Raw genomic sequence first — 14,098 nt, forward strand, 5'->3', positions numbered from 1 at the left:
GCTCGATGGCCTCGGCGCGCGCCGTCAGTTTTTTACGGTGATCTCCAGATCGGGGGCGAACTGCTGGTTGATGGCGCCCGCCAACTGCAGCGCCGCGCCCGGGCGCTTGAGCAACTCATCGAGCGCCTCTTTGCTCTCCTGGCAGACGATCTTTTTCAGGTAGTTGTGGGCCGGTGCCACCTTGTCGCTTGGCATCATGTCGTTGATAAAACCGTTGTAGGCCACCATGGTGGGGGCGAATTTCAGCTCTTTACCGGCTACTTCAAGGGTGATAATCGGGGTTGCCATTAGTTGTTTTCCTCTTGTTCAATCCAGTGTTTCAGGGTTTCTAGTTGGGTTTGGCAGCGGCGCATGGCCATCTGCAGGGTGGGAATAAACCGCACGGCATCGCCGTAGGTCGTCCCCGTGAATTCAGGTTCCGGGCAGTTTGGTACCAGCCCCGGCGGCGGTAGACGCTTGATGATCTGCGTTTTCACCACTGTGGTTGGCTTGCTGGAGCAGGCGCAGAGCGCCAACAGGCAGAGGCTCACTAGCACAGTTCGGGCGTCCTTCCGGTGGCGTGGCCAAGGCTTGTTCCAGTTCATACGCTGTCTTCCTGTTCTGTTGGTCAAGCTCGGCCAAGGCGGCGTTCTGGGTACCCAGCAACTTGCGCATCCCGTCTGCATCGCGCTGTACTGTCACCAGCTGGCTGGCCTGCTGCTCGTTGGTCTGCTGCAAGGTACTGATGGTCTCGTTGGCGGAGGCCAGCGCCTTGCCGCGGCTCTCCAGCATCCGGCTGCCAAGAAACAGGGCGGCACCCATCAGCAGCACTAGTGCCAGCAGCACATTGGAGAACAGCTCTTTGAATGTGCTCATGCCAGCACCCCGCCGAACTCGGTGAATTTGGCCTGCAGGTCGGCCAGTTTGTGCTCGCGTTGGCCGTAACCGGCGCCTGGCAGGCTGGCCCAGATGTTGGCGCACTTGGCCACCGCTTGGGGGATACGCCCCTTGATCACATCGTCCATCGCCTTGCGCTCGCGAATAAGCTGGATAGCCCATGCATCTTGCGACTCGGGGCCAAAGTCCGGCAGGCCGAGCTGATCGCGGTAGTGGGCCCAGTGCTTTGACAGGTGCTGATAGCGGCCCGCAGCGGTGCTTTTCAGGGTTGGATTTACCTGCACCAGCACGTTCGGATGGGTGCGGTAGTCGGTGAAGAACCCCGCCGGATTAACCAGCTTGTTGTAGCCGTCATCGCCCAGGCCCTTGGTGCCTTCTGAAAAGGCGATCATGTCGAGAAAGGCGGCCACCTGCGGGTGGCAGTTACTGCGCGGCATTGTTTTCTCCTTTCTTGTTAAACATCGTCTTTGCCTTCTCGCGGATGATGTCAATCCCGAGCAGGCCGATCATGCCGCCGATAAATGGTGCGGCCTTGTAGGCCACGCCCAGCTCTGTTGCACCTGTCGAGACGGCCAGTGTCAGCAGTCCCCCCATCACGCATTCGATTAGGCGTCTGCGCCCTTTGCCTCCGTCATAGGTGATGCGCAAAAAAGAGATGCTCATCGCCAACAGAGCCCCATAGACAGCGGGCCAGTTGTCCATCAACCAGGCCAGCAGTGCAGCCCAGAGGGTGGGGTCTTTGTTTGGCATAGGGTTCATATCCCGTTCTCGTTATTGCCCGCGCCGTTCTGCGCGGCTCTTGCAGCTGACACACAGGCGCACACCCGGCACATGCAGGCGGCGCGCTTCCGGGATCGGATCGCCACACTCCTCGCAGTGGTGCAGGCTCTCGCCCTGGTGGAGGCTGCGGCCGAGCTGGTTATCCAGCTGGGCCGCCAGCATCCGCTCGGCGTGTTGGGTGGCACGATCGATCAGATCCATCCATCAGCCCTTCATGTGGCGGGTGTCGTTTTCGGAGAGGTACGGCACGCCATTGATGTGAACGAAGTCTGGGGAGGTGACGAAACCCTTGATCTTGTGCACCCCCTTGCTGCCCCCCTTGGGGTCAACATCCAGCAGGTCAGAGATCTGCAGCTTCACGCCGAAGGCTTCCACCTTCATGGTTTCGTCGCCGGTGTCGGCGTAGAACAGCACATCGTCAGGCTTCATCCCGCGCCAGCTACCGGCCCGCTTGGCCGCATCGCTCAGCAGTTTGAAGTTCTTTGAATCGAGCTCGAACTCACACTCGGCCGCCACGTCACCATCGACAAAGCCGTCAGGAATGCCACGGGTCTGGGCCACTGCGCTGTTGTCGGTGATGGAGAGGCTGGCTTTCTCGACGTGCACCATGGCGCCCATCAGTTCGGTATCGAAGCTCTGGCCTGAAATGCGTCTGGTCATTGGTTAGCCCTCCCCGTTGTTGAGGCTCAAATCGAGCATGATGTTGGCGGTAATCCCCTTGGGGCAGTCCACGGTGCGCACTACCACATAGATGGAGACGTGGTTTTTATCGACCCATTGGATGGTGATATCGCCATCCTTGGGAGAGACGATATCTCCCGGGAACAGTTGGCCGTTGATGGTGACGGCCTTGGCCATCTCGCGCAGGTCTTTGCCGAAGTACATGATTGCCGAGGCTGTACTGATTGGTGTTGAGTTGAGCGAGCGATCGCCGATCCGTGGGATGGCACGCAGGCGGATCCGGCGCGCTACCTTGTAGGCCACCCGCAGGTTTTCGATCACCTGGTAGTCGCCGCCCTCGGCGTCTAGGGTGCGGCCATCGGCCCAATAGATGCCGTCATAGTCCGGGTACCACATCGGCACCGAGTAGCGGTTCTGTTCGAGGGTTTGCAGGGTGGCCAGCGGCAGCTCGGTTCCCTCTTTGTCCTTCGGCTTGTTGCCCAGGCCTACCATGGCGCCAGTTTTCACCCGACACGGGCTGTCGGCGATGCTTACGGCACGGTTACACAGGCGACCGGCATAGGCCCCGGCGATGTTCGGCCACAGCTGCGGCAGCAGGGTGATGGATTCCGCCTTGATGCCATCTTGCAGCGCTACCAGCTTGGCCGCGTACTCGCTCCAGTCCTGGCCGCCTTCTGCGGTGGTGACGATGCCAGCAACGGCCAACAGCATGAACTGCCAGCGACCCCACTTGGCGATCAGCTCCTGGTTGAGGGCGTGGGCTGCGTTGATTTTCGCTTCGTCCCACTCCTGACCCAGTACCACACACCCCTCGAAGGATTGGGTTTTCTGGGCCTCACGGACTGCATCTTTCCAGTCCATGTCGGTTGGCAGCACAAAGGCGGCTGCCGTCCAGTTCTGACCGGCGTTGACCATGGCAGCTTGCAGGTTGGTTTTCAGCTCGCTGTCTGCCTCGCCCAGCAGTTTGTCGAAGTCGCTCTGGGTGTTGAGCGAAAGCAGCTTGCCGGTGTTGGTCGGCGCAGCGCCGATGAACAGCAGGTGACGCTCGACTTCCGTCACGGGCCCCTGCATCTGGTTCAAGTTGTTGATCTGTACATAAGGCCACATGGCGTTATTTCCTCTTCATCTCTTGCTTGTTGACGTCCCAGCCGTAGTTGATGCTTTGCAGGGCGCGGGCAAAGGCTTGCTCCCGTTGCTTGGTGTTGGCGCCGAGGAACGGGCGGGCTGGCAGCTCAATCTCCCAGCTCTCTTTCACCGGCTCGTCCTTGAGCTTCTTGATCAGCAACCCCGCTTGCGCGTAGTTGAGATTGCCGGTTATCCAGCCGAGCGAGGCAGAGCGGTACGACTTCTTTCTCTTGCCCGGACGTTTGAACCCCAGTTCCCGCAGCTTGCGGGCCTGCGCCTTGCTGGCCTGCTTGTTCTTGCCGCCATCGCTGGCGGCGATACGGCGCCGACTGGCCGCGGTCACCTTGTAGGTGTGTCCCTTCTGGTGGGTGTTGGCGACTACCCCGGCATGAACATTCATCGAGCCCTTCTTGAACCCGAGCTCGGCCACGTCCTGGCTTGGCTCATGGATCACCAGCAGCTTTGGCAGGCCGCGCAGCATCTTGCGTTTGCCCCGTTTACGTGGGGCCCAAGCATTGCCGTTGGGGTCTTGCTGCTGGCGCACGTTGCGGGTGGCCAGCTTTTTCATCTCGTTGGCGGCTCGCCACACCAGCCGCTGGCGCTTCTTTGGCGGCATGGCCAGCAGGTTTAGCTGGTCTTTGCTGCGCTGGGTGTCGAGAGTGATGGTGATCATGACGGGTCACCGATCTGGTGATGGCCGGTGTCACCGACGTTCATATCGATGTGGTCGGCCACCCAGATTTCATACGGGGCCACGTTCCAGCGTTTGCCCATCCAGTTGATGGGGCCCTTGGGGTGTTCGATCAGGCGCAGCGGCTCGGTAAAGGCGAGCTGGATCTCGAGATCGGCGGTCTTCTCATCGTTTGGGGTGACGGCGTACTCGGGGTCGTCCAGCTCGAACCGCTCGCGAAAATCGTCATGCTCCTGCACCCAGGCGGCCACAGAGGCCAGCACGATGGCCGGATCCAGCTCGCGAAACGGCAGTTGCTCGACGGTGAACACCGCCTGATAGGTGAGCCATGCCACATCTACCCCTGTGGGGCCCATGTTCTTTGGCTCCAGCCGGATGGTGCCGTTCTCCATCCAGCTATCCAGATGCTTGTGGCACTTGGCTGGCAGCACCCGCAGGATCTCGGCGTGGAGAGCGTGGAGGAAATATCCCTGGGCCTGCTGTTCGTTCATGCCTTCACTCATATCAAGGACACCCCCGCACGGCGCTTGCCCTTGATACTGCGCACCAGTTGCTGACTCTCGGCCAGCAGCTGGGCGCGTTGGTCTGGGGATCGCTCTACTTGGTTGTTTGCTGCGGCCCGTTCGGTGACGCTGGCGAACTCCGGCAAGAGTGCCGCCTTGGCACGGGCAAACACAGCGGCCAGATACTGCTCGGTCAGGGCATTGGTGCTGCCCTCAAGGCTCGGCCCCGGTACCTCGGCGGCGCTGGCGTAGCCCTCTGCCATCAGCGCGGCCTGACGCATCTCCAGTTGCAGGTTGATTTCAGAGACGGCAGCCAGCAGGGCGGCGCTTGTGGTCTGTTGGTCGAGGTCGGCAGGCAGGGCGCGGCGGCGCTCGAAGTCAGCCACGGCCACATCAGGCCAAAACCCGTCATTGCGGATAGTGGCTGCGCTGTAGTCGATATCCTTGCCTGCAAACATCTGACCCTCTGTCGATTCTTGCCAATGTGAACACCACTTCCCCGATCACTCAGGTCGCCGATGACGCAGCGAGAAAAGGTGCACCCCTGAAGCCACGGATCACAGGATTCGGCGGTGGCCTTGCGGCTTGCCTATCCTCCCCGCCGGGGTGCGGTGGCGCGGAGAGTCGTATTGCTCCGGCTTTTTATTCCGGATTCAGCGCCCGCAGGCGCATGGCAATTTTGAGCAGCAGGGTGCTAACCCCTGCTTTGCGGTGCAGCTTCTCGGCCTGGAGCAGCCAGTGGGCTGCTTGTTCCAGGGTGGCGCTGTCACCCACTGCACTCGGTCGTGGCTGGCCGTCCTGGTCGCGCAGCAGCAGGCAACCCGCAGCCTTGAACCACTTGGCAGTCAGCTTTTCGTTGAGGCGCCACTCGTTGCGCACCTTGTCGAACACCCGGGAGAACCAGGGCTCGACGGCATGGCCTTCGGCGGCGTTCTTCTCGGCCCACTCCAGCACGGTGTCTGCCACGAAGGTGGCCCAGTCGCGCTTGAAGTTGTTCGGGGTGCGCTGTCCTTGCTTGATGGCGAGCTCTGCCCAGGCGATCCCGGTGTCGAAGTCACCAACGTCAAAGGCCCAGATCACCAGCCTTTGAAACAGCTCGTTCTGGTAGGACTGACCGGACTCGGCCACGCTGGCCAGATACCGCTCCACATAGGGGCGGTATTTGGGCATCAGCTCGTCGCGTTTCATGTTCACCCGATCCCCAATGCGGGCCAGCTTGCGCAAGCGAACGATGTCCTGTTCCAGGGCAATCATTTGCAGGTGCAGGCTGTCAGCCACCGCACCGGTGGCCACGCCAGTGCAGGCGGCCTGTTCGGCCCCCTGCATGGCTTGCACGCGCTGCTTGTGACGTTGACCGGGTGAGCTCATGGTTTACGCCCCAGGCTCTTGCGCAGGCGCGGCGAGTGCTGCAACCGCTGCCGGATCGGCACCGATCACGATGTCTGCCTCTTCAAAGCCGCCATAGGCCTTGTGCTCGCCCAGGGCATAGCCTTCCATCCGCCAGTACTGGTTATCGAAGCATTTGTTGTCCTGGTTATCGTCGGCCTTGCGCTTGCGTGTGCCGCGCTGGGTCAGGATTTGCAGGTTATCGAGGGTTGTGACCACCATCCGTTTGCCCGGGAAGAACGGGGGGATGTAAGCCTTGCGGCCAGCGATCGACTTGGCCAGCTGTTGGGCGGCGATCTGCTCGCTCGGCTTGGTGGCTTCGCTGTAGAGCTTGGCCTGAGCCGCAGCCACCAGATCGGTACCGACCAGCACTACCAGTCGCGGGTCTTGCTGGAACAACGGATCGATGGTGGCATTGATAAGATCCGAGGCCATCTCGTCCAGGGTCTTGTAATCGCCCTTGCCGTCCGGGTCGAAATAGATCTTCTCACCCGCTTTCGCCTTGATGATCTGGCTGCCACCGTTCCACTCGCGGGCGATCTGGTGCCAGCCTTTGTTGACGTCTTCGCCGAGCGGGTTCTTCTCCGGATCGGTGGTGTCAGCAGCTGATACACCGTTCCAGCCAACACGCAGCATATCGAGGGCGAACGCGGTGTTGACGAACTCGCCAACAAGCTTGATGAACTCGCCTTCGCTACCGGCATTTGCCCAGGTGCAGAGGGTGGCCCAAGAGAGAGAGGCGCAGGAGTCGGTCTCTTTCAGCTCGTACTTGTTGCCATCAACGCCCACTTCGCCCTTGAAGCGGCCACCTTTTTTACGACCGGTATAGAGCTGGCCGATGCCCACTTGCACCACCTGGCCGGTGGGGTGGTCTACATCCATACAGGTGATCAGGCCAAGGAACTCGACAGATGCCAGGATGGCTTTGCGCAGCGTGGTTTCCATGGGGCCAACGACACTGAACATCTTGGCCAGTGCAGGCTGTTCAACCTGATAGGCCTTTGCCAGTTCGCTGCAGAATTTGTTCAGGCTTTTTTCGGCATGAACGGTAAGGGTTTGGCTCACAGTCGCTCCTTAGCAAACTTGATAGGTGGAGTCGTCACCGCCCAATGGGCTCGGGCGCTGATCCGGCATCTCAACGGAGAACTTGTCGATCTGGCCTTTCAGCTCGCTGACGGTGGCTACCAGACCAGTGATGGTCTCGTTCAGCTTGCTGAACTGGTCATCAGTGACTTTGTTTTGGTCGCCTTCGTCTTTCGGTTCAGTCACCGGATCGGTCTTTACTTCCTGCTTGGCATCCAGCTTCGCGCTGAAGCTTGCGAACTGTTCACCAAGACTGGTCAGAGTCCCGTTCAGCAGTTCGAACTGTTCTTTGTTCATTTCCTCATCCTCTGGATGGCTGTGGGTTGGTTTTGATTCAGGTTCACCATGGCTGGCCATCAAGCTGAAGAGCTTGGTCATAAAGCCATCCGGCTTTTCTTGTTTTGGCAGCTTGAGCATGGAGAGATCCAGCGGTTCGCTGGTGCCGATGACTTGGCCCTTGCTGCTCTTGCTGAACTTGAGTTGGGTGGTGCCGGTGCTGGCAGGCTGGTCGGTGACGCCCAGACCAATCAGATAGGTGCGGCCCAGATCGGCGAATTGCTCGAACGGCTCGATGGAGCAGAACTGGTACTGGCCGTTTTGGTTCCAGTAGACAAGATCCCGATTAGGGCAGAGAACGGCGAACAGCTTGAGCTTGCCGTCTACCTCTTCGGTCTTGAGTGCTTGCACGGTGCCATAGCTTGACCAGCGATCATGCTCTGGCCAGATGACGGCGGTGTAATAGGTCGGGTCGTAGGTCTCGGCCATGTCGACCAGCCATTCGCGGGTTATGTCTCGGCCGTCCACCGCTTTGCCTTCGGTGGCGATACAGACAAAGCCAGTTCTCAAGGTTGATTCGTTCATGCCTGCTCCCAATTGATACGGGCTCAGGCTATCGGGTCGGCAAGTGGTATTCATCCGGTTGTGTTCAAGGCAATTCGGATCCGTGGGGATATCCGAATTGGTTTGAACATCAGGGCAATAAGTGGGGGCGGGTGGCTGGCTATGATGGCGCCATCATTCACAAGATGGAGGCGCCGTGGCGTATCCCGAAGAGATCCGTAATGCTGCGCGGGGACTCTACCTTAAACGATGGACCCCCCAGGAGATCAAGGACGAACTGGGGCTCAACTCCTGCCGCATCGTCTACTACTGGGCCGAAAAGCACGGCTGGCGTGACCTGTTGACCGAAGAGGCGGTAGAGGATGCTATTGCCCGCCGCGTCAATGTGCTGCTTGATCGCGAGAAGAAAACCCCTGGCGAGCAGGAGGAGCTGGACAGGCTTATTGGCCACCATGTCAATCTGAAAGAGAAAGCCCTCAAATGGGCCGAGCGGCAGCAAGCGCTGCTCGCCCGCAGTGACGCTGGTGACGAGCCTCCCCCCGACCATTCCCCGCGCAGCAGGGGCGGGCAGGATGGCCGCAAAGGGAAGGGCGGCAAGAAGGCCAAGAACGAGATCGGCCACCTCACCGAGGCAGACTTTGCCGAGTGGCTTGGTACCTTGTTCGGCTATCAGCTGCGCTGCCGCGAGGCCAAGAACGACCCGGCACTGCCGCGCACCCGCAACATATTGAAGTCACGCCAGATCGGCATGACCTACTACTTTGCCGGTGAGGCGCTGGAAGATGCGGTACTGACCGGCGGCAATCAGATATTCCTGTCAGCCACCCGCGCCCAGGCAGAGGTGTTCCGCTCCTACATCTGCAAGATTGCCCAGACCTTCCTCGGTGTCACCCTGACCGGTAACCCCATTGTGCTGTCGAACGGGGCTGAGCTGCACTTCTGCTCGACCAACTCCAACAGCGCCCAGTCCCGTTCCGGCAACGTCTACATCGACGAGTATTTCTGGATCCCGAACTTCGAGAAGTTGTCGGACGTGGCCAGCGCCATGGCGACCCAGAGCCGCTGGCGCAAGACCTACTTTTCAACGCCATCGAGCAAGGTGCACGAAGCGTACCGGTTCTGGACGGGGGATCGTTGGAAGGGCCAGCGACCGAGCCGGGTGGCCATCGATTTCCCTGGTGAAGATGATCTGCGCGACGGCGGCCGCATCTGCCCCGATCGGCAGTGGCGTTACGTCATCACCATCGAGGATGCCATTCGGCTTGGTTGCAACCTCATCGACATCGAGGAGCTCAAGGACGAGTACCCCGAAGAGGTGTTCGATCGCCTCTACATGTGCCGGTTTATCGATGATGCCCTGTCGGTGTTCAAGTTCCAGGATATGGAGCGGGCAGGGGTGGATCCGAGTCGGTGGGAGGACTACAAGCCCGGGCGGCCTGACCCGTTCGGCCGGCGCGAGGTGTGGATGGGCTACGACCCGAGCCGCACCCGCGACAACGCCACCCTGGTGGTGGTTGCCCCGCCCATGGTCGCCGGTGAGCGGTTCCGTGTGTTGGAAAAGCACTACTGGCGCGGTCTCAACTTCCAGTTTCAGGCGCAGGAGATCGAGCGCATCGCCAAGAAGTTTCGGGTCACCTATCTCGGGGTCGATGTCTCCGGCATCGGCTCCGGGGTGTTTGACCTGTTGAAGCCCACCTTCAAAGGGGTGTGCCACCCCATCAACTACAGCATCGAGAGCAAATCGCGGCTGGTACTCAAGATGATCGATGTGGTGGAGGCGAACCGCATCGAGTGGGACGGCTCAGATCGGGATATCCCGCTGGCGTTCCTCGCCATCAAGCGCAGCACCACCGGCGGCGGCCAGATGACGTTCCGTGCCGCTCGGGACAATGTGACCGGACACGCTGACGTGTTTTTTGCCATCGCCCACGCCGTGGCCAACGAGCCGCTCGATACCAACCGTAAACGTAAATCCACCTGGGTAACCAGCAAGAAGGCCGCATGAAAAACGATATCAGTCACATAACCCAAGAGCACTTTGATGGATGGTTAAAATCCCTGTTTGGCTATCAACTTCGTTGTCGTGATGCCAAGAACGACTCGGCATTGCCGCGCACCCGAAACATCTTGAAAGCCCATCAGGTCGGCATGTCTTACTACTTCTCCGGCGAAGCGCTGGAAGATGCTGTGCTGACCGGTGACAACCAGATATTTCTCACCAGCACCCCAGAGATGGCTGATGTTTACCGCGAACTCGTCCGCTTTATTGCCCAGAGATTCCTCGGTATCACCCTGACAGACAGCAGCCCCATCATCCTGTCTAACGGGGCCGAGTTGCACTTTCTCTCGCTCGATTCCCACACGTTCGCTGGCAAGGCTGGCCATGTCTATGTCGATGAATACTTTTGGTCTGAAGACTGCGGAAAGATTTTATCTCTTGCCAGTTCCATGGCCATGCATAAGCGCTGGCGCAAAACTTACTTTTCCACAGTATCTGATCGCCGCGGTACAGCAAGACAGTTCTGGTCTGGTGAAACGTGGCGACACATGAACCTCACCCAGCGACTTAGGATCTATTTTCCCGGGAATGATGAGTTGCGAGACGGCGGCCGCATCTGCCCAGATCGGCAGTGGCGTTACGTCATCACCATCGAGGATGCCATTCGCCTTGGTTGCAACCTCATCGACATCGAGGAGCTGAAAGACGAATACCCGAAAGATGTGTTCGAGCGTCTCTTTATGTGCAACCTCTATTCACAGGAATAACAATGACCAAACGACAGCAAAAAATGTCCCAGCAGGTGGCCACCTCATCCCCTCGGCCATCTGTGATGTTCAGCACGGCGGAGGCCATCGACCCCACGGCCTGGATGACCGATTACACCGGGGTGTTCTTCAATCCCTATGGGGAATATTACCAGCCTCCCATCGACCGCAAGGGGCTGGCCAAGGTGGCGCGGGCCAACGCTCACCACGGGGCGATCCTGATGGCGCGCCGCAATATGGTGGCGGGTCGCTTCACCACCCAGCGCAATGTCATCACCGCCTATGTGCACAACTACGTGCAATTCGGTGACGGTGGCCTGCTCAAGCTGCGCAATGGCTTTGGCCAGGTGGTGGGGCTGCACCCGCTTTCCAGCGTCTATCTGCGCCGCCGGGCTGACGGGTGCTTTGTCTATCTGCAGCAGGGCAAGCCTAACCTGGTTTATCGGCCGGAGGATGTGATTTGGCTGGCCCAGTATGATCCAGAGCAGCAGGTCTATGGCATGCCCGACTATCTGGGCGGCTTGCAGTCGGCCCTGCTCAACCAGGATGCCACCCTGTTCCGCCGCAAATACTTCCTCAACGGCGCCCACATGGGGTTCATTTTCTACACCACTGACCCGAACATGGACGATGAAACCGAGGAGGAGATGAAGCAGATGATCGCCAACTCCAAGGGGGTTGGTAACTTCCGCTCGATGTTCGTGAACATCCCTGAAGGCAAGCCGGATGGCATCAAGCTGATCCCGGTGGGGGATATCGCGACCAAAGACGAGTTCGCGGCCATCAAGGGGATCACCGCCCAGGATGTGCTGACGGCCCACCGTTTCCCCGCTGCGCTGGCCGGCATCATCCCGACAAATGGTGGCGGCGGGCTTGGTGACCCCGAGAAGTATGATGCCACTTATGCCCGCAACGAGGTGCTGCCACTGTGCGAACTGGTGCAGGACTCGATCAACAGTGCCGGGCTGCCCCGCGCGCTGTGGGTCGATTTTCGGGAAACTATCGGGTCAGCTGTATAAATAAACAGTGTGTCATGGCATAATAGATCGTTGATTTATAAGAGAAAGGGGGATGTGATGCGGGTGTATTGCAAAGAGTGTGGCCAACGTGGTCGCATTACCAAGACCAACAAGCTCAGCCCTGATGTTTCTGACCTTTATTGTCAGTGCACAGATGCAGAGTGCGGCCACACATGGGTTGCGTGTCTCTCTTATTCGCATCCCCTGAGCCCTTCATCGAGAACGGCGAGCCAGTTGGTACTGAACCTTGTTGGTTCACTCACGCCAGAGGGGCGGCAAATGGTACTGAACGGATTGAGGGCGCAATAGCGCCCTCTTTGTTTCTGGTGATGTCTTAGTGTTTGGCTGGCCGCTGCGACATTTTATCTAAGCCTTGGTATAAAAGATCAGTATTGAGAGAGGGCCTGCTCGGCTTCGATATCTTGATCGGTACAGGCCTTGATCATGACCCACCCCCCTATCTTTCCCATCCTGTCGGCGCAGGAGTCCAGAATCTTTTCGTACTTTGCGTATTTCTCTTGATTGCTCACTATAGCCTGTCTCGCTTCAATATTCTGGTCGGCACAGGCTTTGACCATATTCCAGCCGAATTGCTTGGTTGTTCTGACGCAGAACTTGACGATCTTCTCATGGGGCTGGTAATTGGCATTTAACAGCTCATATGCTTCCAGATCCTGGTCCACACATGCTTTCACCATGGTGGCACCGTATTGGTTCATCTGGTCTTTACAGCGATCGATGACCGCTGTTTTTTCGGTATCACTGATGGCCATGGCAGAGGTGGCCAGCAACAACAGGCTGGCTGCAGCAACGCGTTTCATATCATTGTTCTCGTTTGGGGTTGAAACGGTATGCTATCAAAAGCACCTTCCTTGGCGCGTGACCGGACACATTTCGCGATTTTCGCCATTACAAGGCCAGTGTCTTGTCGCCCTGGGTGTGCCAGCACGATGCTTGTCCCTTGAATGTACCACCGCATCCGGTCGGCAATTTACAGTCGCAGTGCTGGCAGGTCTGTGTTTTCAGCTTGGCCTCCTGCTCCAGCCACTTCTCCCAGTCGCGGCGGATCAGTGTGCTGATGTACTCGTCGGCGGAGTAGGGTTTACCGCTGCCAGCCCGAGCGATGCGCAGCGTATCCAGCTGCTGGCGCTCCCGTTCTGAGAGCGCCACCTCCACCCGCTTGATACCGAGAGCCGCCCGTCTTGCCCGCTGGGCCTGCTTGCGCTTGGTAGCGTCATTCATCCCTTGCCCCCTTCTGTCTTCCCCATCCGCAACGGCGCCACAAGTCCGGAATGACGATCAGATAAAACAGCACATGGCCGATCAGCCATATGATGCCGAGCGGGTCGATATGGACGCTCATTGCCACACCGCCCTTACCACCATGGCATCTTGCTTGGCCCACGCCCGCCAGCTGGCGATGGTGGCCTCTGTCTCTGGTAGGTCAACCTCCGGATGGCAGTACACCACATGGGTGACGGTTCCGCGGTCGTTCTGCTTGGTGGCCGTCACTTCCCTGGTGGTACCGAAGCGGGTGATCACATCACCTGGTACCGGATATTTGCGTGGGTCTCTCATGCTGACGCCTTGATGGCATCCGCCAGCGTAGTGAACTGAACGTTGGCAGGGGCCGGAGTTACCTCCAGCTTGCCTGTGGCTGACATTCCTTGAACCATCCGCAGGATCAGGGACCAGTCATCTTTTTTGGTATTGACGAAATAGGTAACGCCATCAGATTCAAACGCTAAACACAGTGCATCGATTTTCATGCTTCGCCCCCTGCCTGTTGCTGAGCCATCGCTTGCAGCACGCCCAGCGTCATCATTACATCAGCCAGTGCACGGTGAGCTTGGCCGTCAGTCACAACCCCTTGCTGGGCAGCGGCAGCTGTCAGGCGCTGCCAACGATATGAGCCCTTGTAGTCATTCCAGTCGCCATAGAACTCGGCATAGGCCAGCATTGCGCAATGAACCCCCGCGTTGGCAGTAACCGGCTGTAGCCCATAAAGCGCCGCAGTCTGAGCCATCAGGCGCATTTCGTAGTCAGCGTTGTAGATGACCAGCGGCTTGCAGCTGACAATTCGGCACACTTCATCATGGATGTCTGCCCAACTCGGGGCGGTAGCCACCATGTCATTGGTAATGCCATGGATGGCGGTGGCCTCTGCCGGGATCGGTTTTTGTGGCTTAACCAGGGAATCAAAAACCACGCCCCCAAACTGGTCGATGATGCTGATCTCTATTATCTCGGCTTGGTCATCAAGCCCGGTGGTCTCGGTGTCCAAGATTTGGCAGTTCAGAAGCCAATTACATACCTGCTGTTGTACGGTCATCGTTTTAGTCTCCATC

The 14,098-nt window shown here is 58.8% G+C and carries 24 protein-coding genes; 4 read left to right on the plus strand and 20 right to left on the minus strand.

Annotation, left to right across the window (positions count from 1 at the left end; all coding sequences use genetic code 11):
* Positions 1 to 24: 24 nt before the first annotated feature.
* From ACTG2B_RS01200 to ACTG2B_RS01265, 14 genes are all read right to left on the minus strand, one after another.
* Positions 25 to 288: a putative phage tail assembly chaperone gene (locus ACTG2B_RS01200; protein ID WP_139695774.1), complete on the minus strand. Its 264-nt coding sequence runs from the start codon at positions 286 to 288 to the stop codon at positions 25 to 27.
* Positions 288 to 530, minus strand: coding sequence for an Rz1-like lysis system protein LysC (gene lysC, locus ACTG2B_RS01205; protein ID WP_439995059.1), 243 nt, complete (start codon positions 528 to 530; stop codon positions 288 to 290). The genes ACTG2B_RS01200 and lysC overlap by 1 nt, the downstream gene beginning before the upstream one ends.
* Entirely contained in the window at positions 412 to 855 is a 444-nt protein-coding gene (locus tag ACTG2B_RS01210; protein ID WP_439995060.1) for a hypothetical protein, read from the minus strand. The genes lysC and ACTG2B_RS01210 overlap by 119 nt, the downstream gene beginning before the upstream one ends.
* Complete coding sequence (locus tag ACTG2B_RS01215; RefSeq protein WP_439995061.1) at positions 852 to 1,313, minus strand: glycoside hydrolase family 24 protein; 462 nt, start codon at positions 1,311 to 1,313, stop codon at positions 852 to 854. The genes ACTG2B_RS01210 and ACTG2B_RS01215 overlap by 4 nt, the downstream gene beginning before the upstream one ends.
* Positions 1,300 to 1,626, minus strand: coding sequence for a phage holin, lambda family (locus ACTG2B_RS01220; RefSeq protein ID WP_439995062.1), 327 nt, complete (start codon positions 1,624 to 1,626; stop codon positions 1,300 to 1,302). Before ACTG2B_RS01220 ends, ACTG2B_RS01215 begins: the two co-directional genes overlap by 14 nt.
* A gap of 21 nt (positions 1,627 to 1,647) precedes the next feature.
* Complete coding sequence (locus ACTG2B_RS01225; protein ID WP_439995063.1) at positions 1,648 to 1,857, minus strand: TraR/DksA family transcriptional regulator; 210 nt, start codon at positions 1,855 to 1,857, stop codon at positions 1,648 to 1,650.
* A gap of 3 nt (positions 1,858 to 1,860) precedes the next feature.
* On the minus strand, positions 1,861 to 2,316 hold the full coding sequence (locus ACTG2B_RS01230; RefSeq protein ID WP_439995064.1) for a phage protein: 456 nt from the start codon (positions 2,314 to 2,316) through the stop codon (positions 1,861 to 1,863).
* A 3-nt stretch (positions 2,317 to 2,319) separates the two neighbouring features.
* Positions 2,320 to 3,444: a DUF2586 domain-containing protein gene (locus tag ACTG2B_RS01235; protein WP_439995065.1), complete on the minus strand. Its 1,125-nt coding sequence runs from the start codon at positions 3,442 to 3,444 to the stop codon at positions 2,320 to 2,322.
* A gap of 4 nt (positions 3,445 to 3,448) precedes the next feature.
* The gene (locus ACTG2B_RS01240; protein ID WP_439995066.1) at positions 3,449 to 4,135 is read right to left on the minus strand and encodes a phage virion morphogenesis protein; all 687 of its coding nucleotides are present in this window, start codon (positions 4,133 to 4,135) and stop codon (positions 3,449 to 3,451) included.
* Positions 4,132 to 4,656, minus strand: a complete 525-nt coding sequence (locus tag ACTG2B_RS01245; protein WP_439995067.1) for a phage tail protein — start codon at positions 4,654 to 4,656, stop codon at positions 4,132 to 4,134. Before ACTG2B_RS01245 ends, ACTG2B_RS01240 begins: the two co-directional genes overlap by 4 nt.
* On the minus strand, positions 4,653 to 5,114 hold the full coding sequence (locus ACTG2B_RS01250) for a head completion/stabilization protein (protein WP_439995068.1): 462 nt from the start codon (positions 5,112 to 5,114) through the stop codon (positions 4,653 to 4,655). Before ACTG2B_RS01250 ends, ACTG2B_RS01245 begins: the two co-directional genes overlap by 4 nt.
* A gap of 184 nt (positions 5,115 to 5,298) precedes the next feature.
* A complete protein-coding gene (locus ACTG2B_RS01255; protein WP_439995069.1) occupies positions 5,299 to 6,024 on the minus strand; it encodes a terminase endonuclease subunit in 726 nt (241 codons plus the stop codon).
* A 3-nt stretch (positions 6,025 to 6,027) separates the two neighbouring features.
* Entirely contained in the window at positions 6,028 to 7,107 is a 1,080-nt protein-coding gene (locus tag ACTG2B_RS01260; protein ID WP_439995070.1) for a phage major capsid protein, P2 family, read from the minus strand.
* A 9-nt stretch (positions 7,108 to 7,116) separates the two neighbouring features.
* Positions 7,117 to 7,986 carry a GPO family capsid scaffolding protein gene (locus tag ACTG2B_RS01265; protein ID WP_439995071.1) on the minus strand — a complete coding sequence of 290 codons (870 nt, stop codon included), beginning with the start codon at positions 7,984 to 7,986 and terminating at the stop codon, positions 7,117 to 7,119.
* A 175-nt stretch (positions 7,987 to 8,161) separates the two neighbouring features.
* On the opposite strand from ACTG2B_RS01265, the gene ACTG2B_RS01270 reads away from it, so the two are divergent.
* From ACTG2B_RS01270 to ACTG2B_RS01285, 4 genes are read left to right on the plus strand one after another with little or no spacing between them, the layout of a single operon-like run.
* On the plus strand, positions 8,162 to 9,970 hold the full coding sequence (locus tag ACTG2B_RS01270; protein ID WP_439995072.1) for a terminase large subunit domain-containing protein: 1,809 nt from the start codon (positions 8,162 to 8,164) through the stop codon (positions 9,968 to 9,970).
* The gene (locus tag ACTG2B_RS01275; RefSeq protein ID WP_052449236.1) at positions 9,967 to 10,731 is read left to right on the plus strand and encodes a terminase large subunit domain-containing protein; all 765 of its coding nucleotides are present in this window, start codon (positions 9,967 to 9,969) and stop codon (positions 10,729 to 10,731) included. The genes ACTG2B_RS01270 and ACTG2B_RS01275 overlap by 4 nt, the downstream gene beginning before the upstream one ends.
* A 2-nt stretch (positions 10,732 to 10,733) precedes the next feature.
* Positions 10,734 to 11,750 (plus strand): phage portal protein, encoded by a 1,017-nt coding sequence (locus ACTG2B_RS01280; protein WP_439995073.1) that lies wholly within the window; start codon positions 10,734 to 10,736, stop codon positions 11,748 to 11,750.
* Positions 11,751 to 11,807: 57 nt separating this feature from the next.
* Positions 11,808 to 12,059: an ogr/Delta-like zinc finger family protein gene (locus ACTG2B_RS01285; protein ID WP_082037449.1), complete on the plus strand. Its 252-nt coding sequence runs from the start codon at positions 11,808 to 11,810 to the stop codon at positions 12,057 to 12,059.
* 77 nt (positions 12,060 to 12,136) lie between these two features.
* Here the strand turns inward: ACTG2B_RS01285 and ACTG2B_RS01290 are convergent, their stop codons facing one another.
* The 6 genes from ACTG2B_RS01290 to ACTG2B_RS01315 form a co-directional block, all read right to left on the minus strand.
* The gene (locus ACTG2B_RS01290; RefSeq protein WP_042025231.1) at positions 12,137 to 12,571 is read right to left on the minus strand and encodes a hypothetical protein; all 435 of its coding nucleotides are present in this window, start codon (positions 12,569 to 12,571) and stop codon (positions 12,137 to 12,139) included.
* A gap of 88 nt (positions 12,572 to 12,659) precedes the next feature.
* Entirely contained in the window at positions 12,660 to 12,992 is a 333-nt protein-coding gene (locus ACTG2B_RS01295) for a hypothetical protein (RefSeq protein WP_042025230.1), read from the minus strand.
* Complete coding sequence (locus ACTG2B_RS01300; RefSeq protein WP_268746118.1) at positions 12,985 to 13,113, minus strand: hypothetical protein; 129 nt, start codon at positions 13,111 to 13,113, stop codon at positions 12,985 to 12,987. The genes ACTG2B_RS01295 and ACTG2B_RS01300 overlap by 8 nt, the downstream gene beginning before the upstream one ends.
* A complete protein-coding gene (locus tag ACTG2B_RS01305) occupies positions 13,110 to 13,328 on the minus strand; it encodes a hypothetical protein (protein ID WP_439995074.1) in 219 nt (72 codons plus the stop codon). The genes ACTG2B_RS01300 and ACTG2B_RS01305 overlap by 4 nt, the downstream gene beginning before the upstream one ends.
* Positions 13,325 to 13,519, minus strand: a complete 195-nt coding sequence (locus ACTG2B_RS01310; protein ID WP_439995075.1) for a hypothetical protein — start codon at positions 13,517 to 13,519, stop codon at positions 13,325 to 13,327. The genes ACTG2B_RS01305 and ACTG2B_RS01310 overlap by 4 nt, the downstream gene beginning before the upstream one ends.
* Positions 13,516 to 14,082 (minus strand): 3'-5' exonuclease, encoded by a 567-nt coding sequence (locus tag ACTG2B_RS01315; protein WP_439995076.1) that lies wholly within the window; start codon positions 14,080 to 14,082, stop codon positions 13,516 to 13,518. The genes ACTG2B_RS01310 and ACTG2B_RS01315 overlap by 4 nt, the downstream gene beginning before the upstream one ends.
* Positions 14,083 to 14,098: the final 16 nt, after the last annotated feature.

The sequence above is a fragment of the Aeromonas sp. 30P genome (assembly GCF_051919805.1).
GTDB classification, from domain to species: domain Bacteria; phylum Pseudomonadota; class Gammaproteobacteria; order Enterobacterales; family Aeromonadaceae; genus Aeromonas; species Aeromonas veronii.